Consider the following 24,726-nt stretch of genomic DNA (forward strand, 5'->3'; position numbering starts at 1 on the left):
TATGTTTAAACCGCAAATTAAAGTGCCTGCAACTTATATGCGTGGCGGCACCAGTAAAGGTGTGTTTTTTAATTTAACTGATTTGCCAAAGCCTGCTCAAGTAGCAGGCGAGGCGCGCGATAATTTATTACTACGCGTTATTGGCAGCCCCGATCCGTATGCTAAGCAAACGGATGGCATGGGCGGTGCTACATCAAGTACCAGTAAAACCGTAATCTTAAGTAAAAGTGAGCAAACTGACCACGATGTTGATTACTTGTTTGGTCAAGTGGCAATAGATAAACCTTTTGTAGATTGGAGCGGTAACTGCGGCAACTTAACGTCAGCAGTCGGTGCTTTTGCCATTAGTAATGGTTTGGTCGATAAAAGCAGAGTACCTAATAACGGTATTGCTATTGTGCGTGTGTGGCAGGCTAATATTAAAAAAAGCATATTAGTGCATGTCCCCATGACAAATGGCGAAGTACAAGAAACCGGCGACTTTGAGCTCGATGGCGTTACTTTTGCTGCAGCTGAAGTAAAACTTGAATTTATTGACCCCGCTGATGGCGATGGCGCGTTATTTCCAACTGGTAATGTAGTTGATGATTTAGAAGTACCGGGTGTTGGTACTTTAAAAGCAACAATGATAAATGCAGGTATTCCTACCATATTTATTAACGCCACTGATATTGGTTATACCGGCACAGAGCTGCAAGACGATATAAATAACGATGTTGCAGCGCTTGAAAAGCTTGAAACCATTCGTGCTTATGGCGCTGTTAAAATGGGTTTAATCACTAACATTAGTGAAGCGCAAGCTCGCCAACATACGCCTAAAGTTGCGTTTGTTGCATCACCTTTAGATTACAAAGCATCTAGCGGTAAAATTATTGAAGCTGCAAATATCAACTTATTAGTACGCGCTATGTCGATGGGTAAACTGCACCATGCCATGATGGGCACAGCTGCTGTTGCTATTGGCACGGCCGCAGCAATCGAAGGCACACTCGTAAATATAGCCGCTGGTGGCGGCGCATTGAGTGAAGTTAACTTTGGTCATCCGTCGGGCACGCTAAAAGTAGGTGCTGAGGCTAAAAATAATGCTGGCAACTGGCTAGTTACCAAAGCGAGTATGAGCCGAAGTGCACGGGTATTAATGGAAGGGGTTGTAAGAGTCCCTCAGTAGTTCCTCATTAATAACTATCGTACAGCCATCGCATAAGTATTGTGATTAATTTACAGCATCAAAATACTTATGCGCTTTGTGCTTTCATTATTGTCATAATTAATAACAAATAGCACTAACTCATAGTGCCTGAATCAAGGTAGCTGCCGATCCCGAGTGTAAACATCCATATCCCCCATAAACTATGCTCAATAACACACACGACGGTTGAGCGGCTTTGTGCATAGGTATAGGCAAACAGTAAGCCACCTAAAAATGCTAAACCTACTGCAAACCAATTTGCATACACAATATGCGCTAACGCAAATACACTCGCACTAACTACAATACGCACTGCTTTTTTGGGCATGATGCGTTTATAACGATGAAAAAAATACGTTCTGAATATTAACTCTTGAGGAATAACCGACAGTATTGGGTAGAGTAGCAACAGTAAAAGCCAATCATTAAACGAGTTACGGGGAGGGGTAAACCAGTTTCCCTGATGAATAATCCCGTAAAACATACCTGAGAACAGTGCACCTAAAAAAAAGAAGCTAAACACACGTTTTTTAACAGCAGAAAATTGCCCAAGGCTTGTAAGCCTAAAACGTTTAAAATGCGGATCGCCCAGTAGCAACATACAACACACGCTCATTAAAATAATAAGCGCAGGAATAAGCCAGTTAGCTAAATACTCGCGTAATACAAAACCCACCAAGGGCAGTAACACAAAAATGAGGGTAAATTCAAACCAGCGATATTGATTGGCGTTCAAGGTCGTCTCAACTTGTTTTTTTAATAAGCTATCAAGCTAAGACGACATTTTTATGACGAGATTAGTAATCTACAAAGTGATCTATAAAATTATTTTGCAGGTTCTTCTTCACTAGGGAGGTATTTGTACAAGGCAATAATAGTGGCAAAAATACTCACAAAGGTAATACCCATTAAACCAAATACTTTAAAATTAACCCAAAAGTCGAGCGAAAAATTATATGCAATATAAATGTTTAGTGCTGCGATGCCAGCAGTTATAGCAACCCACATTAGGTTAAGCTTATCCCATAATGGTTCTGGGACAACAATGGCTTGCTTTGTATCATTAGCATTTTCGAGTATTGAACTAAGCGCTTTTTTAACGAGATTTTTCTTAAGTACATAACGGCTAACAAGTAACGTTAAGCTTAAACCTGCGTATATGAGTGTTGCTTTCCATTTTATGTATTGCTCATCATGAAGTACCAGCGTTAACGTGCCAAACACGGCAGCAATGCCAAAAAATATCCACTGACGAGTAGGCACAGAGCCATGTTTAAAGTAGCTATAAGCAACTTGAATGAGCGTAGTTGCCATTAATAAACCGGTAGCCCAGTAAATATCGACTAGCTTAAAAACTGCAAAAAACAGTATGAGTGGGATGTATTCAATTAATGCGTGCATAGCTTACCTAAATTATACAAAAAAGAGTCAAAGGCTTTTTACCACATAAAGCTTAGCAACTACAAGGTTGACTTGTTGCCCTGTAACCCTTAGCCTGCGTGGCTTTATTGCCAATTTGGTTTGGTATTTTTTATATCATCATATTCCCACGCTTAACCAACACTGATTTGGCGTGTATTTAGGAGCCTAAAATGAATAAAGCAGAACTCGTTGCTGCCATTGCACAAAAAAGTGAATTAACAAAAAAAGATGCTCAAGCGGCACTTTCAAGCTTGCAAAAAGTAATTACTAAATCGCTTTCTGAGGGTGATCAGGTTCAAATAAATGGCTTTGGTACGTTTGCACTAAGTTATTACCCAGCGCGTACTGGACGTAACCCGCAAACAGGTGCTGCAATTGAAATAGAAGGCGCTAATAAAGCGGTTTTTAAGCCTGCTAAAGCGTTAAAAGATCTACTTTAATTCTATTTAAGGTTTTAAACCCCGTATTGATAGATAAGTTACATGAGCGCGAAGTAAATTCGCACCTACGGGTATATGTTGTAGGTGAGGTTTTACACCTCGCGTTTGGTGGCTTTAAATTATATGAGCTGGAAATAAATTCGCACCTATGTAGATTATTCATAATCTCTAAATGATTTACATGGCATTATAAATCCCACTTACATTAAATCCTTTATTTTCAATTGCTTGTCATCGGCATGCATTATGCTGTTTAACTGTGTGTTTCGAACATATTTTTAAACAATACCAGTCCGCTTATATATGGGGTCTATTGAACGTTAAGAAAATTACGCTAGAACTAGGCAAAAATTTTTCGTATTTAGTTGTTCTAAATGAAAGGTTTTTAACGACGTTATAGTGCGATTTAATTCGTTAAATTGCTCAAAGATTTATGCAGGTTGGTATCAAATAAGGAGATCTCAATGAGTACATTACAAACAAGCACGCGTTTACAAGGCAAAAAAATTGCAATTTTAGCCACTGATGGGTTTGAGCAAAGTGAGCTTTTATCTCCACGCAGCGCATTACTTGATGCCGGTGCAAATATCGAAATAGTATCAATTAAAGAAGGCCAAATTACGGGCTGGGATGAAGATAAGTGGGGCGATAAAGTAACAGTAGATAAACTAGTTACAAACGCAGACCCTGCTGATTACGACGCGCTTATGCTCCCTGGTGGTTTATTTAACCCAGACAGTTTACGCCAAGATAAAGATGCTAAAGCCTTTATTGATGGCTTTTTTGGCGCAGAAAAAAACAAACCCGTTGCTGCTATTTGCCATGCGCCGTGGTTGTTAGCTGAAATTAATAAACTGCGTGACCGTACTATTACCTCTTTTCCAAGTATTAAAAGCGATTTAATTAATGCAGGTGCCAATTGGGTTGACCAAGAAGTATGTGTAGATAAAGGCTTAATAACGAGCCGAAGCCCAGCTGATTTAGAAGCATTTAATGCTAAATTTATTGAAGAGATTTTAGAGGGTAAACACCAAGCTCACTAATTTTCTTTTTAAAACGTTTGGATATTGATACAGCGTTTGATTTTAAAAAACAAAAAAGGGCATTTTAAATGCCCTTTTTTTAATGCGTATAAAACACGCCCTAGTTAGCTTATAGCGATGTAGCTGCTTTCATATCAGCTACAAATGCTTTTAGTTGCGCGGTCATTGTTGGTAAATCATTAAGGTTAGCTTCAATAATTTTAACCACAGCAGAGCCTGAAATAGCACCGGCTGCTCCTGCATTAAGAGCCGCTTTTACATCATCTGGCGTTGAAATACCAAACCCTAAAAGAGCAGGGGCTGCATGGTATTCTTTTAATTTAGTAACAATATTACCAGCAGGCATTTGTGCTTTAGTATCGGTACCGGTAACACCTGCGCGCGATAGTAAATACGTGTAACCACGACCGTAAGAGGCACACTGGCGAAGTGTGTCGTCATCTGCATTTGGTGTTGCAATAAAAATTGGGTCTACACCGTTATCCATTGCTGACTTTCTAAACATTTTAGATTCATGCAGAGGCACATCAGCCACTAAAATTGAGTCTACGCCTACTGCTTTTGCATCTTTATAAAATGCTTCTATACCGCGTTTAAACACAAGGTTTGAATACAATAATAAGCCAATTGGAATATCAGCATTATACTCACGTATTTCTTTAATAATATCAAAGCAATCTTGTGTGTTAATGTGCACATCGAGGGCGCGAATATTAGCTTTTTGAATTACTGGACCATCTGCAATTGGGTCAGAAAACGGAATACCAAGCTCAAGCGCATCAGCGCCGCCGTCAATTAGACTTTTAATAATCGCAATACTTTGCTCTTTACCTGGGTCGCCAATCGTTACAAATGGTACGAACGCACCTTGTTTTTGCTCGTTAAGCGCTGCAAACATTTTTCCGTAACGATCCGTTTTTACTTGGCTCATAGCTGACCTCTTTCAGTTAGTACATTGTGAACGTGTGCTAAATCTTTATCGCCACGACCACTTAAATTAATCACTATAACACTCTCCTCAGTTAGCTCTTCTGCGTACTTAAGCGCATAAGCTAGCGCATGGCTTGATTCAAGTGCCGGAATAATACCTTCATTTTTAGCAAGCGATTGAAATGCATCAAGCGCTTCTGTATCGGTAATACCCACGTATTGAGCGCGACCAGTTTCGTGTAAAAATGCATGTTGAGGACCAACAGCTGGGTAATCAAGGCCCGCTGATACAGAGTAAGACTCTTCAATTTGGCCATCATCATTTTGCATAATGTACGTATAAGTACCGTGTAATATGCCTTTTGTGCCTTTACAAATTGTTGCACCGTGCTCATTTGTATCAAGACCTTTACCAGCAGGCTCAACACCAATTAATTTAACGCCTGGCTCGTCAATAAAGTCAGTAAACATACCAATTGCGTTTGAACCACCACCAACACAGGCAATAACAGCGTCAGGTAAACGACCTTCTGCTTTAAGTACTTGTTGCTTAGCTTCTTCACCAATAATTTTTTGATACTCGCGAACAATTGTTGGAAATGGGTGAGGACCCGCAGCTGTACCTAGTAGGTAGTGCGCGTCTTGGTAGTTTGCTGACCAGTCACGTAGCGCTTCATTTACTGCATCTTTTAATGTGCCAGAACCCGCTGTTACCGGAATAACCTCTGCGCCCATTAACTTCATTCTAAATACGTTAGGTTGCTGACGCTCAACGTCTTTTGCGCCCATATAAATACGACACTTTAAACCTAGTAATGCACATGCAAGCGCGGTTGCAACACCGTGTTGACCAGCACCTGTTTCAGCAATAACTTGTTTTTTACCCATACGCTTAGTAAGTAACGCTTGGCCAAGTACTTGATTCGTTTTGTGTGCGCCGCCGTGTAATAAGTCTTCGCGCTTGAGATACAGTTTTACTTTTGGGTTTTTAACTAAATTGCGCGTTAAAGTAAGTGGGGTAGGACGACCCGCATACTCGTTTAATAATTTACTTAGCTCTGCCTGAAACTCAGGATCTTTTTGTGCTTTGTTAAATTCATTTTCTAACTGCTTAAGCGCAGGGACAAGTAACTCGGGTACAAACATACCGCCAAACTCGCCAAAATAAGCTGGATTTTGCATTTTAACCTCAATAATTTCTGATGCTTGTAAAAGCATTATGTAATTTGTTAGGGCACTTTTTACCCGCAGATTCTTCAACGCCTGAGTTTAAATCAAGGCCTAAGGCACCTTTAAAAAGCGCATCTTTAATATTGTCTGGATTTAAGCCTCCAGCGAGCATAAATGGTGTAGTTGCGCCGCTAAGCACCGACCAATCAAATGCTTTACCAGTACCGCCAGCTTGTGTATCACTGTGCGTATCGTAAAGGTGTCGATCAACCCCATTTACAGGCGTTGGCAATGCATCTTTTATTGCTTGGGCTTTCCAAATTTCGCAATTAGTTGGAAGTTGTGTACGCAGCGCAGCAATGTAATCGTCACTTTCTTGGCCATGTAATTGAACTGCAGCTAATTTTAGCACACTTGCGTATTGAGCAACTTGCTCAATGGGGGCATCTACAAATACACCAACAAAGTTAAGTGGTGCGCTTTGGCTCAGCTCTCTTGCACAATCTAAATCGACATAGCGAGGCGATTTAGGATGAAAAATTAAACCACCATAAACAGCACCGTTTTGATATGCCGCTTGTGCATCTTGGCTACGTGTTAAACCACATACTTTATTGTCACCTAAAATAACACGGCGACATGCTTGCTCTAAATCACGCTCGCCCATAAGTGAGCTGCCAATTAAAAAGCCATCGCATAGAGGAGCTAAACGTTTTACGTCTTGATGGGTGTAAATACCCGATTCCGAAATAACCACTTTATCAGCCGGAATAAGCTTTCGTAGTTTTTCAGTAGTGGCTAAGTCGGTGCTTAAATCGCGTAAATCGCGGTTATTAATACCAATAATTTGTGCATCAAGCGCAAGTGCGCGGTGTACTTCTTCTTCATTACTTACTTCGGTTAACACCGACATATTAAGTGAATCGGCAACAGCATGCAGTGCTTTATAGCTTTCGTCATCGAGTACCGAAAGCATCAGTAATATAGCATCACCGCCATAAATACGTGCCATGTACACTTGGTACTCATCTATAAAAAAGTCTTTACAGATAAGCGGTTGTTCTACTTGGCTGCGCACAAATTCAAGATAATCAAAACTGCCTTGAAAATATTTAGCATCAGTTAACACACTCATGCAGGTAGCGTATTTTTTATAAACTGATGTGATTTCAGTTAAATCAAATGGGTTTCTAATTAACCCTTTTGAAGGCGATGCTTTTTTACACTCTAAAATAAACTGAGTGCCAGGTGCTGCAAGTGCTTTATAAAAGCTACGACTTGTAGGCACTGCAAGATACTTAAAGCTTTCAAGCGGACGTGCAGCTTTTCTCTCAATTAGTTCTAATTTTTTATCAGCAACAATTTTGTCTAATACATTAGCCATTACTTACCTCAATAATTGCACTTAGTGTGTTCATGGCTTGCCCTGAACTTAATAATGTTTGTACTTGTTTTGCCCCTTCTTTTAACGTTTCTGCTTTACCTGTTAGGTATAAAAGGGCAGCTACGTTAACCACAATAGCAGCATTATGTGCATCTGTGCCTTTGCCTTGCAAGATGGCGAGGCTAGCATTTGCGTTGTATTGTGGGCCTTCACCAGCGAGTTGTTCAAGTGAATAGTTTGCAAGGTCGAAGTCGCTTGGGTTTAGTGTGTACTGCGTAATCTCGCCATTATTTAGCTCAACTACCGTTGTTGGGCCGTGTAGGGCTATTTCGTCAGTGCCCGAGCCGTGAACAATCATAGCGCGCTTTGTGCCAAGGGTTTTAAGTGTTTGTGCCATTGGCATACACAACGCTTCGTTATACACACCTAACAATTGCACTTCAGGTGCAGCAGGGTTAGCAAGCGGACCTAAAATATTGAAAATAGTGCGTGTTTTAAGCGATGTTCGTACGCCCATCGCATGGCGTACGCCACTGTGATAGTGCGGTGCAAACAAAAAGGTAAAATTGGTTTGCTCAAGACATTTTGCTGCTTGCTCTGGGCTCATATCTATATTAATGCCCAGGGCTTTGAGTAAATCGGCTGAGCCTGAATTACTCGATACACTGCGATTACCATGTTTTACCATGTTAATACCGGCAGCAGCGGCAACAATTGCAGCCGTTGTACTTATATTAATTGTGTTTGAACCATCGCCACCAGTGCCACAGCTATCGGCAAGTTGCGTACTGCTGGTAGTAAAAGCAACGGCGTTTTCGCGCATAGAGGCTGCAGCGCCTGCAATTTCGTCGCTTACTTCGCCTTTAATTTTAAGGCTTATAAGTAGGGCGGTTAGCTCAATTTCACTCATATTACCTTGCATTATTTCATCAAAAAGTGCTTTGGCGTCTGCGTAGCTTAATGATTGCCCAGTAATTAGTTGCTCAATCGCGTGTTGAACATTTATGGGTTGTTCTGGTTGTGTACTCATAATGTCCTCTTTTATTTAGCGCGTGTTAAGTAAGCGACACTTTGCTGGAGTAGCATTGCGCCGTTTGGCGTTAGTATTGATTCTGGATGAAACTGGTAACCCAATGCGTTGTCACCATGATGATAAATAGCCATAGGGATATCTTCATACTGGGCAATAACCTCAATATTATCAGGCACCTTTGTTGCCATTAATGAATGGTAACGTGCTACAGGCATTGTATTGCCCATACCATCAAATACAGGATGCTCGCCTAAATTAATAATTGAAGACTTACCATGTACGGTTTCACCCGCGTGACCGATTACTCCACCGTAACTTTGTGTTAATGCTTGTTGGCCTAAACAAATGCCTAGCATTGGGAAGTGGCCTTTAGAGAGCTCAATAAGCTCCATTAAACAGCCCGCATCGCTTGGTGTGCCAGGACCAGGCGAGAGTACTAATAGCACTTGGCCTTGCTCTTGGCGCATTTTGTTAAAAATAACCTCAGCGCTAATGTTGTTTCTGTAAACAACCAGTTCGCAGCCAAGCATCGTTAGCTCATCAACAAGGTTATATGTAAATGAGTCAAAGTTATCTAAAAAATAGATTTTAATAGGATTCGCTTTACTCATTTTATACCGCCTTATAGGTAGATTTTATGGCGGTGATAACCGCTTGTGCTTTAGCGCGAGTTTCGTTTGCTTCTGAAATAGGATCTGAGTCAAACACCACACCGGCACCTGCTTGCACATACGCTTTGTTATTTTTAACAAAAGCTGAGCGAATAACAATACAGCTATCCATTGCGCCATCACCGGTTAAGTAACCTACTGCGCCGCCATAGCTGCCACGGCGCTTACCTTCAGTTTGACGAACAAGCTCAGCAGCACGAACCTTTGGTGCACCAACAAGCGTGCCCATGTTCATACACGCTTGGTAAGCATGCAGTGCATCAAGCTCGGGTTTTAGTGTGCCAACAACGCGTGACACTAAATGCATTACTTGTGAATAGCGGTCTACTTTTAATAGCTCTTTGGCAAAACGCGTACCTGCAACACTAATGCGGGCTACGTCGTTACGGGCTAAATCGACAAGCATTAAATGCTCGGCGCGTTCTTTTTGATCGTTTCTAAGTTCAAGCTCAATGCGGCTGTCTAGGTCTGGATTTATTTGCCCATTAGCAAATTTGCCACGTGGGCGAGTGCCAGCAATTGGGTATACTTCAACTTGCTGAGATTGCACTGTGTATTTAAGTGCTGACTCAGGCGATGCGCCAAATAAAGCAAAGTCTTCATCGCGCATATAAAACATATACGGACTTGGGTTTTGCTTTTTAAGCTGGCTATAAGCGTGCAGAGGATCAGGACAAGGTAGTGAAAATGTACGCGACGGCACTACCTGAAAAATATCACCGTCTACAATATTCTTTTTAAGCTTAACTACTTGCTCGCAGTAAGTGTCATCGTCTATATCAACGCTTACCTCACATTCGCCACTTTGCATATCCGCACTAAATTCTGAGGCGTTATCGCACAGTGTATTTAATCGCTCTAGCTCTTTGCCTACTTCAAAGCAATTTGCATGTACGTCAGGGCCGTTAAATACATTACCAATGAGTTCGGTTGTTTGTTTTTGATGATCAATAACAACTAAGGTTTCGGCTAAATAAAATACGTAATCTGGGCAGGTGTTTTCGCCATCAGGTACATCACTTAACTGCTCAAAGTTTGCTACCATATCGTAGGCAAATACACCGCCTAAAAATACCGAAAACGGATTGTTAGTTGTGCTTTTAATACTGTTAATACAAGTTCGCAGAGCGCTAAATGCATTATCTGCAACTAGCTTACTCGCTTCGTCAGTATCGCCGCTAGTGTCTAAATAACAAAGGGTAAGTGTTGCACCGTCTAAGGTTGCGTTACAGCTTTTAACATTTGCCTGCAAGTAGCTTAGTAGTTGTTGCCCATTATTAGATTGAGCAGTAATAGTGACTGTTTTACCTTGGCATACAATGCGTAGGGCACAGTCGACTAAAATTAAACTTTTTACACTGTCTTTAGAATCAATTTCAGCCGATTCAAGCAGTAGTGAGTTAGGCTTATCAAGTGCCGCGTATAATGCAAGAGGGCTACTAATATAGTCGCGCACTTGCGTTATGCTTGTTACTTCGCCTGGTGTGGTAGTTATATGACTAAAAATCAAACCTCATTCCCTCAAAAAATTAAACCCCGCAGTGCTTTAGCAATGCGGGGTTTGAATAACGATATCTAAATTACAAACAGATCATTACCGTCCCGCTATATCAGGCGCCACCACCAACGATGTGTAAGAGTAAGACCGTTATTCATGTTTTTCTGCCTCAAAATTTATTAAATATTTTTAACGTATACGTTTCGTAAAATTTAGTTATAAAAAAACCCGCATAGTTGCGGGTTTTGAATTTTTGTTAGACACGACAATTCATCACCCGATAATTACGAGTGCCACCACCAAATAGTGTTTAAGTTTGAATTGATCATTATTGTTAATTCTTAATGTGTCTGAAAGTGGCTACAGTAAAACGTATCTTATGCTTTTGTGTCAAGTGTTTATTTAAAACAATTTAGTCAAAAAAGTTGTTATACTTACATAAACACCAGTAACCCTTAATTTTAAGCAGTTTTCTTTTGATAAAATATGATTTACATAGCCATACCACACATTCAGACGGGCGTTTAACGGTTGAAGAATTATTGCATCGCGCTGTTGATAAAAATATTGATGTGTTTGCTATTACCGATCATGACACTGTGGCGGCTATTAAGCCTGCGCAGCAATTTATTAAAACCGAAAACTTACCGCTTTCATTGATAACGGGTACCGAAGTGTCTACTAAATGGGAAAGCTTCGAAATTCATATTGTAGGTTTAAATATTGATATTAATAATATTGACCTTACCTCTTTATTATCAGCTCAGCAGCAAAAGCGAGAAGAGCGTGCACTAGAGATTGGTGTTCGCCTTGCAAAAAATGGCTTTGATGGCATTTACGAGCAAGCTAAAGAGCTGGCAAAAGACGCGCAAATCACACGCGCCCATTTTGCACGCGCATTAATAGAGCGCGGCGTTGCCAAAAATTTTCCGGGTGTTTTTAAAAAGTACTTAGGGCGTGGCAAAACAGGCTACGTACCAAGCTGCTGGTGCACTATGCAAACTGCCATTGAGACTATTCATGCCGCTGGTGGTGTTGCGGTACTTGCGCACCCAAGTAGCTATCAAATGTCAAATAAGTGGCTACGTAAGTTATTAGTAGAATTTAAAAGTGTAGGAGGGGACGCAATGGAAGTTGCACAACCTCAACAGGCGCCAAGCGAACGTCAATTTTTAGGTGAACTCAGTCGTGAGTACGAATTACTTTGCTCACAAGGGTCTGATTTTCATTTTCCGACAAGCTATTTAGAGCTTGGCAAAAATTTATACCTACCTAAAGACTGCCAAGGTGTTTGGCAAGCTTGGGAAGGAGAAGAAGGGGCATTAACATGAGTCAATTATTTCATATTCATCCTGATAACCCGCAACCGAGATTAATTAGTCAAGCCGTTGATATTATTAAACAAGGCGGCGTTGTTGTTTATCCAACAGATTCGGGCTACGCCATCGGTTGTAATATTGGTAACAAGCAAGCCAAAGAGCGCATAGAGCGTATTCGTGGTATTGAAAAAAACGATAATTTTACGCTAGTTTGTCGTGATTTATCGGAGTTATCTACTTATGCACGCGTAGATAACCAGCTATTTAGACTCATTAAAAATAATACGCCAGGGCCTTATACCTTTATTTTTAAAGGCACAAAAGAAGTCCCTAAACGTTTATTAAACGACAAGAAAAAAACCATTGGCATGCGTGTAATTGAACACCCAATTGCTTGTGCATTGCTTGCCGAACTTGGTGAGCCGTTAATGTCGTGTTCTTTAATTTTACCAGGTCAGCAGTTTACAGAATCAGATCCTGATGAAATATTAGAGCGATTAGATAAACACGTTGATTTAATTATTCACGGTGGCCACTTAGCCGAGCAAGCAACCACGGTAATCGATTTGTCGGAAGATGAAGTCAAGATTTTGCGTGTTGGCTGTGGTGATACAAGCCCATTTGAATAATAAGTAATGAGCGAAAGCACTGCAAATACAAAAAATAGTGAAAAGCCAGTGCAGCAAAAGCTGCCACTGGCTTTTTTGCATGGTAAAGCGGTTGTAGACAAACCAGAAGATTTATACATTCCACCTGACGCGCTCGAAATAATATTAGAAACCTTTGAAGGCCCGCTCGATTTACTGCTTTATTTAATTAAAAAGCATAAGCTTGATGTGCTCGAACTTTCTATTTTTAGTATTACAGAGCAGTACGTAAGTTACGTTGAAATGATGACCGAGTTTCAGCTCGAACTTGCTGGCGAATATTTAGTAATGGCTGCGTTACTTGCGCAAATTAAGTCGCGCTTATTATTACCTGTACATGAAGAGCTTGAAGAGGAAGAAGATCCTCGCGCTGAGCTTATTAAACGCCTGCAAGAGTATGAGCTGTTTAAACAAGCCGCCGAAAACCTCGACGATATTCCCCGTGTTGGTCGTGATATTTTTATAGCGCATGCCGCTATGCCAATAAGTGAAGATACAAGTCAAAATCTCCCCGATATTGAACTTAAAGACTTAATGCTGGCGTTGAGTGATGTAATGGCGCGAGCAAAAACGTTTGAGCATCATCAAATTACTGCCGAAGTACTCTCAACCCGAGAGAGAATGAGCCAAATATTACAGCAACTATCGCAAGCAAACTCGGCATTGGTATTTAATGCGCTTTTTACCCCAAATGAAGGGCGAAGTGGTGTAGTGGTTAGTTTTATAGCTATGCTTGAGCTTATTAAAGAAGGACTTGTTACCTGTTTGCAAGTAAGCCCTGAGAGCTTAATTTATGTCAGCTTAAGCGAACAATCCACCCTATAAACTTATCTGTTTAATCATCTATTTGCAAAACTGACTTTAAATAATAAAGTTCTGTGCGTATACGCACGTAAAGTGTTTGTAAATGTTATTTTCATTTACGGCTGTGCACTATATTGTAACGTCATAGCATTATAGGAAGTTACACATGTTTAAAAATACACCTTCATCTTACGGACTTGTCGCCATTATTTTACATTGGCTCATGGCACTGACTATTTTTGGCCTGTTTGGTTTAGGTTTATATATGGTTGAGCTTACTTATTACGATAGCTGGTATAAAGGCTCACTCGATTTACATAAGAGTATTGGTATTACGCTTGTGGCCGTATTTTTATTTAGAATTTTATGGCGTGCTTTATCTACACAACCTAAACCATTAGGTGAGAGTAAAGGCATGAACCAATTAGCACATACTGCGCATATTGCTATGTATATTATTTTGGCCGTTATTGTTGTTGCTGGGTATTTAATATCAACCGCAGACGGACGTCCAATAGAAGTGTTTACCTTATTTAACGTATCAGCGCTTGATTTTGCTTTTGATGACCAAGCCGATATTGCAGGAAAAGTACATTATTATGGTGCGTGCACATTAATAGGGTTTGCAGTATTGCATGCACTAGGGGCGTTAAAACATCACTTTATCGATAAAGATAAAACCTTAATTAGAATGATCAAACCATTAAAGGATGATTAAAATGAAAAAATTATTAGTAAGCACAGCCGTTTCGGCTGCAATGATGTTATCGGCAACAGCCGCCAATGCAGCTGATTATGTAATTGATACAAAAGGCGGGCATGCATCTGTTAACTTTAAAATTAAACACTTAGGTTACAGCTGGTTATATGGTCGTTTTAATACTTTTGACGGCACATTTAGTTTCGATGCTAAAAACCCTGATGCGTCAAAAATTATGGTAAACATTGATACCACAAGCCTTGACTCTAACCATGCAGAGCGCGATAAGCATTTACATGGTAAAGATTTTTTAAATGTAGATAAATACCCAAAAGCGACATTTAAAAGCACGAGTATTAAATTTGATGAAGACGCCGAAGAGGCTGATGTAACCGGTGAGTTTACGCTGCACGGCGTAACAAACACTATTACCTTTGAAATAGATAAAGTGGGCGAAGGTAAAGATCCGTGGGGCGGCTACCGCGTAGGTTTTGAGGGCGAAACCAGCCTTAAACTTACCGATTACGGTATTGATTACAACTTAGGACCTGCATCTACTCATGTTGATATTATTTTATCAATAGAAGGCGTTCGTCAGTAATACCATTATTAAATATAAAAACGCCACTTACTATGGCGTTTTTTTTGCTTAACAGAAACTCAAATTAAGCGACTTCGAATTTGCTTATTTTGCGCTATTAATACGTGACTGTAATAGCGGCCTTAAATGCTCGGGCAACCAGCGCATGAGTAAATCATTATAAGCCTGCATTTTTTTAATAACTTTAAGCTGCTCATTAAGAATAGCAATGTCTTCTGCGCCTTGCTCGTTTTTAGTACAGCCAATAAAACCATAACTTAACGCGGGTGATTCGGTTAATGGACGCTGCGTTAAGTTCTCTTCAAAGTGCATTGATTTAGCTAAATAGTAATGCTCGCTTGGGTAACCCAGCAAAATATCAATTCGTTTTAGGTTAAGCATATATGTGAGGCTCGCTAGGCTATCGCGAGTGGGTCTAATTACTAAATCTATATTAGGCGTACTGTTTATCAATGTATCTATCTCTTGGCCATAAGAGCGGCTCATAGAGATCCCAAGAGTTAGTTTTTTATCTTGTATTAAATCTAATAGTGATACTTCTTTTGATTCCGCTATATTTAGCGCTTTGGCGAGTCTTTTGTGCATTGCTATTGAAGGCGAGAGGCCCGTTGTTGAGCTCTCCTCTGTAAAATAAATATGCTCTTTTCTGTAATCATTTTTATAAAGCGATAACGCACAAACATTATTTGAAGTATTAGATAGCTCTTGGATTACTTTACCTGAAGGGATAAGCATGCGGTTAAAGGTAATATTAGGAAGTTGTTTTTCAAGTAATGAAATTATGCTTTCGTCACGGCCTTGGTGTTGATATTGACCATTTAAAATATAATAGGGTGCAAAGTCGTGCGCTAGCCAGTTTATGGTTCTAGCATTGCCTATTGAGGTCAGACAGAAAAAAAGTAAGAAAGTTAAAAATATACGGAGCATTACAACAGCTGCCAGTAATTATTATTGTAAAACTATTGTAACCAATAAAGAGCTAAAAAGTAAAATGCCAGCAACGAGGCTGGCATAATATCTTATCAATAATTGCAATAATAAAAGGGCAATTAAAGTTATGTGTTGCTTAGTTAGCTTTTAGCCACTTAACAAACTGGCGTGCATCACTCGCTTTTTGAAACAATGCATTTTTTAAACCTTGTGTATCACTAAAGATTACACGATGTTTGTTTACTGAAATTGATTGCACTGGATGTGCGATTTGGATCATAGACCCATTATATTTATAAGACATAATAAAACTCACTTTATTCTTGTTATTTATTCTGCGCTATATTTTTATAGCAAATTGCAGTTAATAAATTAACGATGTTGTGTTTAGCTTCATTACAGTGTTGACGATCTTTATGACACTTTTGCGATGATAGTAAAAAATCATCTCGGTATTATTCAAGGGGTTCTCGCCGTACAATAACTTAGCTTTCAAATATACGTTTTGCGGGGCTTACTGGATCAGGGTAAATGGTTAACCGCGGCGGTTTCTTTAAACCAGAGAGGGAAGGTAACTTATATATAAATTGTGTGCAAGCTATTTTTGTAAAAATATTTATAATAAATCTTATCAACTGCTTACAAAGCCAATTTTTAGTTACCAAAGGATAAGTATGAATTACCTAATAGTGAGTGATATTTATGGTTTAACCCCTGCTTTAAGGAGGTTATCACAGGCAATTAGTTCAAATTTGGTGATTGTTGACCCTTACAATAACAAGTTTCAAGCTATTGAAAGTGAACAAGATAGTTACAACAATTTTATACAGCAGTGTGGCCATGATAAATACACCGACAAACTTCAAAAATGCTTTGAGAGTTTAAAATTGCCAACGACGTGTATTGCTTTTAGTGCAGGGGCAAGTGCAGCATGGCGGGCACAGTTATTAACAGGCAATACACACCTTAAAAAGTTAATTGGCTTTTATCCGTCGCAAATTAGACATAATTTAAATTTAAGCGCAAAAGTACCCTGTGAGTTCATATTTCCAGCAAGTGAGAGTCACTTTAATGTTGATGAAGTTATTAAAGCTTTAAGCACCAAAGCGAATGTTAAGTGCTATAAAACCAATTTTTTGCATGGTTTTATGAACGAGTACTCAACCAATTTTAACGCGCAAGGGCTTGTTGAATATAGTAACTATATAAAACAGAGCAGCCGTTAAAGCGTGTTTAGCTGATCTTTACTAATATCAGGAAAATCGGTGCGGGTATTATATTTTGCATACAGCGTTGTAAAAACGCTACTACCGGATAGCTTATCTAACTCTTTTATAAAGGTTTTAGCACTAGAGCGAGCGGGTCTACAGCATACTTGATACTGTTTTATTATACCCGCGACAGATAAACCTTGTTTTTGTAGCTTCAAATCGGCCTGTGCAAAAAAAGCCGCACCCGTCCAATAAACACGTTGCTGGGCTCGTTGTTTCCACATATCGGCAGAGAGCTTATTAAGTGGCTGTGTTTTAGTTTTAGTTTGCAGGCGGGCACGATCAAATCCTGCATTTAAACGTTGTACAAATTGCGGCTGGGTAATTATACCGCTGTCACGCATTATTACGTTTTGCATATAACTGGCAAAACCCTCGCTAAGCCAAAAACCGGAGTAGGGAAGTAGCGGCAAATATAAATGTGAAAGTTCATGGTATAGCGTCCAATCTTTAGTGAATGCATTTAAACTGGCATAGCGATCTATATGAAGTTCAAGCCCATCGGGGTTATTGCGCTTAACTGTAGCCCAAGGTACAGGCTCAAAAGCAAAGTATTGCGGTTTTAAATAAATAGGCAATGTGGTTTGTTTTAAAGGTCCCAGTGTATTTTGTGTTTTTTCAACACTTTGATTAACCCATATAGACACCGTATTTTGAGCATTACTTGAGAGCGAGCTAAGGTTATGTATGACTACTTCAACGGCTAATGCGTTAAAAGAGCTGATTAATAGTAGCAGTACAAAAAAGAATTTCATTAAAATGCTCCACTGTAATTTAATAATTGGTACGAAAATTCTAATATACAAGACCAACTAAATGGATAAATAATCACGCCTAATTCTTTATTTTTTAAAATGATAGTAACTATAAAAGCACAAATACAGACACTCCTAGCTAAGCATGGTTTAATCAATTAATCGTTATTTTAAGTTAGGTTTAGCCATGACGTATCAGCATATTCACGTTCCTGAGCACGGCCAAAATATCACTATTGATTCACAAGGACACTGGCAAATACCGTTAGAACCTATCATTGCTTTTATTGATGGCGATGGCGTGGGTCTAGATGTTATGCCGGTAATGCGCCATGTTGTTGATAGTGCAATTGAGCATTGTTATAAAAGCGCACGGAAAATTCATTGGATGCAGGTTTATAATGGCGAGCAGGCCGCAAAGCTGTATGACGGTGATTGGTTTCCACAAGAAACAATTAACGCGGTACGTGCCTGTAAAATTGCCATAAAAGGGCCGTTAACCACACCACTAGGTGGTGGTTTTCGATCTCTTAATGTCGCACTCAGGCAAGAAATGGATTTGTTTGTAAATATGCGCACTATAAAAGGCTTTAGTGCACTCCCTTCTCCTTTAAAAAACCCTTTTTTAACAAACATAACAGTTCTTCGTGATAGTAGCGAAGACGTGTACTCAGGTATTGAGTGGCAAGCAGGCAGTGTAGAAAGCGAAAAAATGCTCGATTTTTTATGTGAGGAAATGGGCGTAACCCGCCTAAGGTTTTCACAAGAGTGTGGAATTGGTATTAAAAATATATCTAAAGAAGGCTCTGAGCGATTAATGCGCTTTGCAATTAACTATGCACTTAAAAACGATAGTGAATCATTAACGCTAGTACACAAAGGTAATGTACTTAAATTTACCGATGGGGCATTTAAGCGTTGGGGGTTTGCACTTGCACAAAACGAGTTTAATGCCACTGCACATGAAAATGGGCGTTGGTTGCAAATAGAGCGAGCACACCAAGCGCCCTTAATTATTAAAGAAGTCATAGCTGACAACATGCTGCAACAATGTTTAATGCATCCAGAGCAATTTGATGTAGTGGTGACGACTAATCAAAATGGTGACTTTTTAGCGGATATGCTCAGTGCACAAGTTGGTGGTGTTGGCATAATGCCTGCTGCAAATTTAAATAACGATGTCGCATTTTTTGAGCCTACACACGGCACGTTTGAACGTATAGCAGGGCAAAATAAAGCAAACCCCAGCAGTAGTATTTTAAGTGCGGTATTAATGCTTAAATTTATGGGGTGGGACGAAGCCGCATTACTCATAGAAAATGCGTTAGAGCAAACATTTAAAAGCGGTGAAGTAACCTTTGATTTAGCGCAAGAGCAGAGCGATAACTCAAGTATTCATAACTCGACAACCTTAACTTGTACTGGCTTTGCAAAGAAGGTTATCGAGCACTTTTAAATACATCCATTATTAAGCTGCTGAGGCAGTTTTTACTCTGTGCATACAAGGGCGGTTGGTTAACTGCGCTGCACGATGGTAAATCTCATGTGCTTGGGGTTCATCGCACTGCGTACCACTAAGCGTATCCATTAACGCAACAACAATAATTGCAGGAACCTGGCAGCAATATTCGTCTAAAACGGCTTCCGTAGTTTGTGCATCAACATGGCAAAGTGGATGATTTTTAAGTTGGTATGCGTTTAATAATGTATCAACTTCTAATACATCATCTGGTTGATGCTTTGTTTTACGGCATTTGCAACCAAACTCATCAACTAAAGTAGCTAACGCTTGGTAAGTTTCAGTGGTGTTAGCTTTAGTGCATAACTGCTCTTCAATGTACTGATGTAAGTTAGCATCGATGAATAATCCGTCTTGGCGTGTGAAAGAAGCTGTTGTCATAATAATTACTCTTAGTTTGTTGGCTTAACTTCACTCTAGCGTTAAGTGTATTATTAATAAAATTGTTGTTTTCAATAACTGATATTGATTTTATCAATAGTAAGTTTTAAAACTAAATAAAAAAAAGAAAACATATCTAAATAATACTAATTAATTTGGTGCAATGCGGTGAAAGTGTGCACAAAACTGGAACAAGGGGAGGAGTTGAGGAATAAAGAAGGAATCTTAGTTAATTGTTTTTATTGAATTTTAATTATTTTATGAAGTTGGTACTAAGCTTGCTAGTAATACGCTGTAGGTAGATTCCTATATCGACGATTTCCAAAAGCGCCACGGTATTTTCCCAAAGTTGAATACCGTGGCGCTTTTTTATTTTTCGCGTGTATTTTATTTAGCCGTCACAATAGCAATAACAATGGTAATGTTAAATTTTAACAAAGTAGGGAATGGCCACTAAAATAGCGCCTACAATCAGTAGCATGCTAACACTGGTCATAAAGTACGGAAAAACCAATAATGACAAACCAATACAAAGTGGCACTACGGCTTTTTTTCTTCGCCCGTAAGTAAGGTAGCCAATACCTATGCCGCCAAACAAAACACTCCACGCAATTATTGATGCACTATCCATTTTTTCTCCATTTGAAGTTATTGTATAAAACCGAGCTTGTTCGAAACTTATAACTCAACATATCTGTATTTAATTTATCTATCTGCAATCGTTTTAGCAAACGCTAATAACTCACGTCTTAACCATTGGTGTGCAGGGGCATGGTGCAGCAGTGGGCTCCATATCATTTTTACTTCAATAGGCACTATTTGAAATGGTACAGGGCTGATTACTAAATCAGTATGAGAAGTTAATAACTTAGCTTGCCTGCGCGGTAGAGTGGCAATAAGTTGCTCTGATTGGCAAAGCAGGCTTGCGACCATGTAGTGGCGAGTAAAAACACGTATTTTACGGGTTTGTTCTAGTTGCCAAAGGGCTTCGTCTACCCAGCCTAATTTTTGCTTACCTGATTTATTAGTAACAGCGGCCTCTGGTCCCCAGCCTGCACGGTTTACCCAAATATGTTCTTTTTGTAAGTAGTCGTCTAACCCTGATTGTTGTAAAAATGTATTTTTAGGATGGGTTAAACAACAGTAATTATCGCGCCATACACTGGCTTGATGAAACGAGCGTGGTAGGCCATTAAAGCGGTTTATTGCTAAATCAATAGTGCCTTTTTCCATGTCTTGCAGGTTTACGTCGCTTGGGCTTAATACATCAAAATTAATACCGGGATTTTTACTAAGCTGCGCAGTTATAAAAGGGGCTATTAAGGTCGACTCTATATAGTCGTTTGCCATTATTCTAAACGTAACTTCAGCAGTTGTAGGGTTAAACTGCTCACTAGGTTGCGTAATAGCTTCAGCCATTTTTAATAGGGCCTCAACTTCAGGCTTTAATGAAAGTGCCTTTGCCGTTGGCGTCATAGAGCCTGCGGCACGCACAAGTAGTGGGTCGTCAAATAAATCGCGCAAACGTTTTAATGCGTTACTCATAGCCGGTTGAGTAAGCGCGAGTTTATTTGCAGCTTTTGAAACACTTTTTTCATCTATTAACACATTTAAATAAACGAGAAGGTTAAGATCGACATTTCTTATATTCATATGATCAATTTAAATTATATGCTTTATTAATTATCTAAATTAAAGCCTGCTTGCTAAGGTGTAAACCATTAATAAAAAATAACCGCCATAACTGGCATCAATATAAGTGCTGTATTTATGCAAAATAAGCTAACAAATCAATCTAATAATGCGCTACAACACGTTGTAGCCAGTAAGCTTTCACGATCTGTTTTTGCTGGATTTGAGGCGATGTTTTCGCAATTTTTAAATATTACACTGGGTGCACAAAGCCGTTTTGAACAACGACAGTATCACAGTGTACAAAGTGCTATGCGTGAACGTTTACAGGTGTATGAGCGCGAAGTTAAAAACGTGAGTGAAGCCGTCAGAGTTATTGCTTATGCTGAACTTACTTGCCCGCAAACGTGGCAGTTAGCTAAAAATATTTACGGCGATATGGTAGAAAATCACGAAAATAAACCTATTGCGCATACCTTTTTTAACTCAACGTTTGGCGCAATTTGGGACGATAAAAAAATTCGTACTGTGCATTTGTTTGTATTAAAAGCAAAGTACCGTAGTGAGCCGCGCTCTTATGAAAGCTTAGTGAGCAGGGTATCGCTACATAATGGGTTTAATAACGCCGTTAAAACGCTTATCACTAATCAAGTATTTAGAGTGCCGTTTAGTCATTTAGAACGCGATGTAGCCACATTACAAAGTACGTTAATGCAAGGCGCTAAGCAGCAATGCAAACAGGTGTACGAACTTATAAATTTAAACGATGGGTATATTGAATACGCCAACTCATTATTTTTTAGAAACAAAGCCTGTTATTTAATTGGGCGCTGCATTGCTAAAAATGGCGACAATATGCCTTTTGCTATCGCTATTTTAAATACCGATGAGGGACTAAAGCTTGATGCTGTAATGATGGGCGCCGATCAATTAAGTTTATTATTTGGTTTTGCACGCACCTATTTTATGGTTGATACCGATAAGCCCGCTCGTTATGTAGATTACTTAAGTGTGTTAATACCACATAAACAACGCTTTGAGTTATTTAACGCCATTGGTTTTATAAAGCACGCCAAAACTGAGTTTTATCGGCACAAGGTTGATACGACTAAAAATAGCCCAGCCAACTTCAAGTATGTTACAGCACCAGGGACGCCGGGGATGGTAATGCTGGTATTTACTATTGAAGGGCTAGATTACGTTTATAAAGTAATTAAAGACAAATTTAGTGCGCCAAAAAAAGCTACCAAAGCACAAGTGAAAGAAAAGTATAACTTTGTAAAACAAGCCGATAGGGTTGGTCGTTTGGTAGATACACACGAATTTAGATATTTAGCGTTTGATTTAAGCCGTTTTAGCGACAAGCTGCTTGAGCAGATGAAAAGCCAAATTGGTAGCAGCATGGTTATATCTGGCAAGGCACTTATTTTAAAGCATGTTTATGTTGAGCGTAAAATGACCCCGCTTAATTTATATATTACCCGATGCGATAACAAAACCTTAGAGAGAGTTATGCATGATTACGGTAAAGCAATTAAAGAATTAGCCGGTGCTAATATATTTCCGGGCGACATGCTAATGAAAAACTTTGGCGTAACGCGATGGGGGCGAGTGGTGTTTTACGACTTTGACGAAATTTGCCCACTAACCGATTGCAACTTTAGAGAGGTGCCACAAGCCCAAAATGCACTTGAAGAGCTAAGTAGTAACTCGTATTTTGATATAGCTGAAAACGATATATTTCCGAGCCAATTTAAGGTGTTTTTTAGCGCCAACGAGATTGCGTTTAATTATTTTAATAATGAGCACAGTAACTTGTTTTTAGCGACGTTTTGGCAAGGTTGTCAGCAACAAGTACACAATGGTTATCTACCCGATGTTTATCCTTACAAACAAAGTTGGCGCTTTTGAGGTTGTTTGAATCTGTGTTCATCCCCATCTATATGTTATTACAGTTTTTAAACTTGGAGCAACAATGAAATATATTTCTCATGAAGATGGTAATCTTGCATTTAGTGAAACCGAACAACCGGTTTTAAAGAGCCATGAAGTACTTGTTAAAGTTGCAGCAATAGGTGTAAACCGTGCAGACAGTATGCAGCGCCAAGGTAAATACCCGGCCCCTGCGGGAGATAGCCCTATTTTAGGTTTAGAATGTGCCGGTGTTGTTAGCGATATTGGTGGTAAAGTTGATAGAGTTTGGCTTAATAAACGTGTTTTTGCTTTGTGTTCTGGTGGCGCTTACAGTGAATATGTAGCCGTTGATGCAAAGCAGCTTATGGAATTACCCGATGATGTAACAATGGCTGAAGGCGCAGCAATAAGCGAAGTGTACCTAACAGCATTTGGCGCGTTATTTGAGCTTGGTAAATTGCAAAAAGGGCAAACAGCGCTTATTCATGCAGGTGCTAGTGGTGTGGGCGGTGCAGCAATTCAAATGGCTAAAAGCGCAGGTGCTACCGTAGTTATTACTGCCGGTACGGATGACAAATGCCAACACGCAAAAGAACTCGGTGCCGATCATGCAATTAACTACAAAACTACCGACTTTGTAGAATATATGAAAGCAAATGAGTTAACAGCAAATGCAATTGTAGATCCTGTTTCGGGGAGTTACTTAAATAAAAATGCCGCTATTGCAGCGATGGATTGCCAAATTGTAATGCTTGCATTTTTAGATGGACGTTTTGCAGAAGTTGATTTTGCCGCGCTTTTACGCAAACGTATTTCGTTTCATGCCTCAACGCTTAGAAATCGTAGTATTGAGTTTAAACGCCAGGTACGCGACGACTTTGTAGCACGCTTTTACAATGATATTGCCACTAAAAAGTACGACTTTAACCTGTATAAAACATTGCCTTGGAGCGACGCAAACGAAGCTCATGCTATTTTAGAGCGTAATGAAAATGCTGGTAAAGTTGTTTTACTTGTAGAGTAACTCTTTAATTTTAGGGTTTAGCCCATATACTAAGCCCTATAAAAAACACTAAAGGTTTAATAATGAATCCAATACTAGCAATACTTAAAGAGCACAATGTAAGCGACGAAAAAGTAAAAGCATTGTTTGAAGCGTTTACTCAAAACCCAATGATGGCAATGGCGCTTGTTCAAGAGCTTGGTATTCCGCCAGAAAAACTACAGCAACTAATGGCAGTCGTAATGACTCAACCGCACCTTATTAAAGAAGCGACTGACGAACTTGGTTTAGATTTTGAAAAAGTAAAAGAAGCGAAAGAAAAACTAAATCAATAATTTTTATGTGATGAAACAAAATGTCCCGTCCTAAAATACGTTGACGGTTTTAATTGAAGGCCAGTAGCTTTTGCTCCTGGCTTTTTTTGTGCACTTGGTTTGGTGTTTTCATTCCTAAACTCAAATGCGGCCTCA

General features: G+C 39.5%; 27 protein-coding genes. 13 read left to right on the top strand and 14 right to left on the bottom strand.

Annotation, left to right across the window (positions count from 1 at the left end):
* The first annotated feature begins 1 nt into the window (after window position 1).
* Entirely contained in the window at window positions 2-1,168 is a 1,167-nt protein-coding gene (prpF, locus tag I6E70_RS17445) for a 2-methylaconitate cis-trans isomerase PrpF (protein WP_197189286.1), read from the top strand.
* Between the two features lie 115 nt (window positions 1,169-1,283).
* Here prpF and I6E70_RS17450 read toward each other — a convergent pair whose 3' ends face one another.
* Both I6E70_RS17450 and I6E70_RS17455 read right to left on the bottom strand, forming a co-directional pair.
* Window positions 1,284-1,925 (bottom strand): CPBP family intramembrane glutamic endopeptidase, encoded by a 642-nt coding sequence (locus I6E70_RS17450; protein WP_197189287.1) that lies wholly within the window; start codon window positions 1,923-1,925, stop codon window positions 1,284-1,286.
* Window positions 1,926-2,014: 89 nt separating this feature from the next.
* A complete protein-coding gene (locus I6E70_RS17455; RefSeq protein ID WP_165726114.1) occupies window positions 2,015-2,590 on the bottom strand; it encodes an inner membrane-spanning protein YciB in 576 nt (191 codons plus the stop codon).
* Window positions 2,591-2,781: 191 nt separating this feature from the next.
* Here I6E70_RS17455 and I6E70_RS17460 point away from each other — a divergent pair, with 191 nt between their 5' ends.
* A complete protein-coding gene (locus tag I6E70_RS17460; RefSeq protein WP_197189288.1) occupies window positions 2,782-3,051 on the top strand; it encodes an HU family DNA-binding protein in 270 nt (89 codons plus the stop codon).
* 464 nt (window positions 3,052-3,515) lie between these two features.
* Window positions 3,516-4,094, top strand: a complete 579-nt coding sequence (locus tag I6E70_RS17465; RefSeq protein ID WP_197189289.1) for a type 1 glutamine amidotransferase domain-containing protein — start codon at window positions 3,516-3,518, stop codon at window positions 4,092-4,094.
* A 109-nt stretch (window positions 4,095-4,203) separates the two neighbouring features.
* On the opposite strand, the gene trpA is transcribed toward I6E70_RS17465, so the two are convergent.
* The 6 genes from trpA to I6E70_RS17495 are packed head-to-tail and all read right to left on the bottom strand — an operon-like array spanning window position 4,204 to window position 10,792.
* Window positions 4,204-5,025, bottom strand: a complete 822-nt coding sequence (gene trpA / locus I6E70_RS17470) for a tryptophan synthase subunit alpha (protein WP_024590411.1) — start codon at window positions 5,023-5,025, stop codon at window positions 4,204-4,206.
* The gene (trpB, locus tag I6E70_RS17475; RefSeq protein WP_010554212.1) at window positions 5,022-6,206 is read right to left on the bottom strand and encodes a tryptophan synthase subunit beta; all 1,185 of its coding nucleotides are present in this window, start codon (window positions 6,204-6,206) and stop codon (window positions 5,022-5,024) included. Before trpB ends, trpA begins: the two co-directional genes overlap by 4 nt.
* Before the next feature lie 7 nt (window positions 6,207-6,213).
* Complete coding sequence (trpCF, locus tag I6E70_RS17480; RefSeq protein WP_197151290.1) at window positions 6,214-7,578, bottom strand: bifunctional indole-3-glycerol-phosphate synthase TrpC/phosphoribosylanthranilate isomerase TrpF; 1,365 nt, start codon at window positions 7,576-7,578, stop codon at window positions 6,214-6,216.
* Window positions 7,571-8,608 carry an anthranilate phosphoribosyltransferase gene (gene trpD, locus I6E70_RS17485; RefSeq protein WP_007582496.1) on the bottom strand — a complete coding sequence of 346 codons (1,038 nt, stop codon included), beginning with the start codon at window positions 8,606-8,608 and terminating at the stop codon, window positions 7,571-7,573. The genes trpCF and trpD overlap by 8 nt, the downstream gene beginning before the upstream one ends.
* 11 nt (window positions 8,609-8,619) lie before the next feature.
* Window positions 8,620-9,222, bottom strand: a complete 603-nt coding sequence (locus tag I6E70_RS17490) for an aminodeoxychorismate/anthranilate synthase component II (RefSeq protein WP_010554215.1) — start codon at window positions 9,220-9,222, stop codon at window positions 8,620-8,622.
* Window position 9,223: 1 nt separating this feature from the next.
* Window positions 9,224-10,792 (bottom strand): anthranilate synthase component 1, encoded by a 1,569-nt coding sequence (locus tag I6E70_RS17495; protein WP_197189290.1) that lies wholly within the window; start codon window positions 10,790-10,792, stop codon window positions 9,224-9,226.
* A gap of 464 nt (window positions 10,793-11,256) precedes the next feature.
* On the opposite strand from I6E70_RS17495, the gene rnm reads away from it, so the two are divergent.
* The 5 genes from rnm to I6E70_RS17520 all read left to right on the top strand — a co-directional run bounded on the left by rnm (window position 11,257) and on the right by I6E70_RS17520 (window position 14,851).
* Entirely contained in the window at window positions 11,257-12,111 is an 855-nt protein-coding gene (gene rnm, locus I6E70_RS17500; protein ID WP_197189291.1) for an RNase RNM, read from the top strand.
* The gene (locus I6E70_RS17505) at window positions 12,108-12,728 is read left to right on the top strand and encodes an L-threonylcarbamoyladenylate synthase (RefSeq protein WP_002961576.1); all 621 of its coding nucleotides are present in this window, start codon (window positions 12,108-12,110) and stop codon (window positions 12,726-12,728) included. Before rnm ends, I6E70_RS17505 begins: the two co-directional genes overlap by 4 nt.
* 6 nt (window positions 12,729-12,734) lie before the next feature.
* Window positions 12,735-13,571 (top strand): segregation and condensation protein A, encoded by an 837-nt coding sequence (locus I6E70_RS17510; protein WP_101163607.1) that lies wholly within the window; start codon window positions 12,735-12,737, stop codon window positions 13,569-13,571.
* 145 nt (window positions 13,572-13,716) lie between these two features.
* A complete protein-coding gene (locus I6E70_RS17515) occupies window positions 13,717-14,268 on the top strand; it encodes a cytochrome b (protein WP_002961572.1) in 552 nt (183 codons plus the stop codon).
* 1 nt (window position 14,269) lies between these two features.
* The gene (locus I6E70_RS17520) at window positions 14,270-14,851 is read left to right on the top strand and encodes a YceI family protein (RefSeq protein ID WP_197189292.1); all 582 of its coding nucleotides are present in this window, start codon (window positions 14,270-14,272) and stop codon (window positions 14,849-14,851) included.
* Between the two features lie 84 nt (window positions 14,852-14,935).
* On the opposite strand, the gene I6E70_RS17525 is transcribed toward I6E70_RS17520, so the two are convergent.
* Window positions 14,936-15,778: a transporter substrate-binding domain-containing protein gene (locus tag I6E70_RS17525; RefSeq protein WP_197189293.1), complete on the bottom strand. Its 843-nt coding sequence runs from the start codon at window positions 15,776-15,778 to the stop codon at window positions 14,936-14,938.
* A gap of 139 nt (window positions 15,779-15,917) precedes the next feature.
* Window positions 15,918-16,085, bottom strand: coding sequence for a hypothetical protein (locus tag I6E70_RS17530; RefSeq protein WP_002961566.1), 168 nt, complete (start codon window positions 16,083-16,085; stop codon window positions 15,918-15,920).
* 370 nt (window positions 16,086-16,455) lie between these two features.
* Between I6E70_RS17530 and I6E70_RS17535 the strand changes: the two genes are divergently transcribed.
* Window positions 16,456-17,007: a hypothetical protein gene (locus tag I6E70_RS17535; RefSeq protein WP_024590421.1), complete on the top strand. Its 552-nt coding sequence runs from the start codon at window positions 16,456-16,458 to the stop codon at window positions 17,005-17,007.
* Here the strand turns inward: I6E70_RS17535 and I6E70_RS17540 are convergent.
* Window positions 17,004-17,807, bottom strand: coding sequence for a M61 family metallopeptidase (locus I6E70_RS17540; RefSeq protein ID WP_197189294.1), 804 nt, complete (start codon window positions 17,805-17,807; stop codon window positions 17,004-17,006). The genes I6E70_RS17535 and I6E70_RS17540 overlap by 4 nt on opposite strands.
* Before the next feature lie 187 nt (window positions 17,808-17,994).
* On the opposite strand from I6E70_RS17540, the gene icd reads away from it, so the two are divergent.
* Window positions 17,995-19,263: an NADP-dependent isocitrate dehydrogenase gene (gene icd / locus I6E70_RS17545; RefSeq protein WP_197189295.1), complete on the top strand. Its 1,269-nt coding sequence runs from the start codon at window positions 17,995-17,997 to the stop codon at window positions 19,261-19,263.
* A 12-nt stretch (window positions 19,264-19,275) separates the two neighbouring features.
* Here icd and I6E70_RS17550 read toward each other — a convergent pair whose 3' ends face one another.
* From I6E70_RS17550 to I6E70_RS17560, 3 genes are all read right to left on the bottom strand, one after another.
* Window positions 19,276-19,707, bottom strand: a complete 432-nt coding sequence (locus I6E70_RS17550) for a hypothetical protein (RefSeq protein ID WP_165721495.1) — start codon at window positions 19,705-19,707, stop codon at window positions 19,276-19,278.
* A gap of 424 nt (window positions 19,708-20,131) precedes the next feature.
* Entirely contained in the window at window positions 20,132-20,338 is a 207-nt protein-coding gene (locus tag I6E70_RS17555) for a hypothetical protein (protein ID WP_007582523.1), read from the bottom strand.
* A 74-nt stretch (window positions 20,339-20,412) separates the two neighbouring features.
* Window positions 20,413-21,360, bottom strand: coding sequence for a LysR family transcriptional regulator (locus I6E70_RS17560; protein ID WP_197189296.1), 948 nt, complete (start codon window positions 21,358-21,360; stop codon window positions 20,413-20,415).
* A gap of 117 nt (window positions 21,361-21,477) precedes the next feature.
* Between I6E70_RS17560 and aceK the strand changes: the two genes are divergently transcribed.
* From aceK to I6E70_RS17575, 3 genes are all read left to right on the top strand, one after another.
* Complete coding sequence (gene aceK / locus I6E70_RS17565; protein WP_197189297.1) at window positions 21,478-23,250, top strand: bifunctional isocitrate dehydrogenase kinase/phosphatase; 1,773 nt, start codon at window positions 21,478-21,480, stop codon at window positions 23,248-23,250.
* A 64-nt stretch (window positions 23,251-23,314) separates the two neighbouring features.
* Window positions 23,315-24,277, top strand: a complete 963-nt coding sequence (locus I6E70_RS17570) for a zinc-binding dehydrogenase (protein WP_197189298.1) — start codon at window positions 23,315-23,317, stop codon at window positions 24,275-24,277.
* Between the two features lie 62 nt (window positions 24,278-24,339).
* Window positions 24,340-24,591: a DUF2999 family protein gene (locus tag I6E70_RS17575; protein ID WP_007582532.1), complete on the top strand. Its 252-nt coding sequence runs from the start codon at window positions 24,340-24,342 to the stop codon at window positions 24,589-24,591.
* The last annotated feature ends 135 nt before the right edge of the window (window positions 24,592-24,726 follow it).

This window comes from Pseudoalteromonas sp. NGC95 (assembly GCF_015864705.1).
In the GTDB taxonomy this organism is placed as follows: Bacteria; Pseudomonadota; Gammaproteobacteria; order Enterobacterales; family Alteromonadaceae; genus Pseudoalteromonas; species Pseudoalteromonas arctica.

Bases quoted from the DNA above. Each gene is read 5' to 3' on its own strand.
- prpF (WP_197189286.1), top strand. From the start codon at position 2: ATGTTTAAACCGCAAATTAAAGTGCCTGCAACTTATATGCGTGGCGGC.
- I6E70_RS17455 (WP_165726114.1), bottom strand. From the start codon at position 2,590: ATGCACGCATTAATTGAATACATCCCACTCATACTGTTTTTTGCAGTT.
- I6E70_RS17460 (WP_197189288.1), top strand. From the start codon at position 2,782: ATGAATAAAGCAGAACTCGTTGCTGCCATTGCACAAAAAAGTGAATTA.
- I6E70_RS17465 (WP_197189289.1), top strand. From the start codon at position 3,516: ATGAGTACATTACAAACAAGCACGCGTTTACAAGGCAAAAAAATTGCA.
- trpA (WP_024590411.1), bottom strand. From the start codon at position 5,025: ATGAGCCAAGTAAAAACGGATCGTTACGGAAAAATGTTTGCAGCGCTT.
- trpB (WP_010554212.1), bottom strand. From the start codon at position 6,206: ATGCAAAATCCAGCTTATTTTGGCGAGTTTGGCGGTATGTTTGTACCC.
- trpCF (WP_197151290.1), bottom strand. From the start codon at position 7,578: ATGGCTAATGTATTAGACAAAATTGTTGCTGATAAAAAATTAGAACTA.
- trpD (WP_007582496.1), bottom strand. From the start codon at position 8,608: ATGAGTACACAACCAGAACAACCCATAAATGTTCAACACGCGATTGAG.
- I6E70_RS17490 (WP_010554215.1), bottom strand. From the start codon at position 9,222: ATGAGTAAAGCGAATCCTATTAAAATCTATTTTTTAGATAACTTTGAC.
- I6E70_RS17505 (WP_002961576.1), top strand. From the start codon at position 12,108: ATGAGTCAATTATTTCATATTCATCCTGATAACCCGCAACCGAGATTA.
- I6E70_RS17510 (WP_101163607.1), top strand. From the start codon at position 12,735: ATGAGCGAAAGCACTGCAAATACAAAAAATAGTGAAAAGCCAGTGCAG.
- I6E70_RS17515 (WP_002961572.1), top strand. From the start codon at position 13,717: ATGTTTAAAAATACACCTTCATCTTACGGACTTGTCGCCATTATTTTA.
- I6E70_RS17520 (WP_197189292.1), top strand. From the start codon at position 14,270: ATGAAAAAATTATTAGTAAGCACAGCCGTTTCGGCTGCAATGATGTTA.
- I6E70_RS17525 (WP_197189293.1), bottom strand. From the start codon at position 15,778: ATGCTCCGTATATTTTTAACTTTCTTACTTTTTTTCTGTCTGACCTCA.
- I6E70_RS17530 (WP_002961566.1), bottom strand. From the start codon at position 16,085: ATGTCTTATAAATATAATGGGTCTATGATCCAAATCGCACATCCAGTG.
- I6E70_RS17535 (WP_024590421.1), top strand. From the start codon at position 16,456: ATGAATTACCTAATAGTGAGTGATATTTATGGTTTAACCCCTGCTTTA.
- I6E70_RS17540 (WP_197189294.1), bottom strand. From the start codon at position 17,807: ATGAAATTCTTTTTTGTACTGCTACTATTAATCAGCTCTTTTAACGCA.
- icd (WP_197189295.1), top strand. From the start codon at position 17,995: ATGACGTATCAGCATATTCACGTTCCTGAGCACGGCCAAAATATCACT.
- I6E70_RS17550 (WP_165721495.1), bottom strand. From the start codon at position 19,707: ATGACAACAGCTTCTTTCACACGCCAAGACGGATTATTCATCGATGCT.
- I6E70_RS17555 (WP_007582523.1), bottom strand. From the start codon at position 20,338: ATGGATAGTGCATCAATAATTGCGTGGAGTGTTTTGTTTGGCGGCATA.
- I6E70_RS17560 (WP_197189296.1), bottom strand. From the start codon at position 21,360: ATGAATATAAGAAATGTCGATCTTAACCTTCTCGTTTATTTAAATGTG.
- aceK (WP_197189297.1), top strand. From the start codon at position 21,478: ATGCAAAATAAGCTAACAAATCAATCTAATAATGCGCTACAACACGTT.
- I6E70_RS17570 (WP_197189298.1), top strand. From the start codon at position 23,315: ATGAAATATATTTCTCATGAAGATGGTAATCTTGCATTTAGTGAAACC.
- I6E70_RS17575 (WP_007582532.1), top strand. From the start codon at position 24,340: ATGAATCCAATACTAGCAATACTTAAAGAGCACAATGTAAGCGACGAA.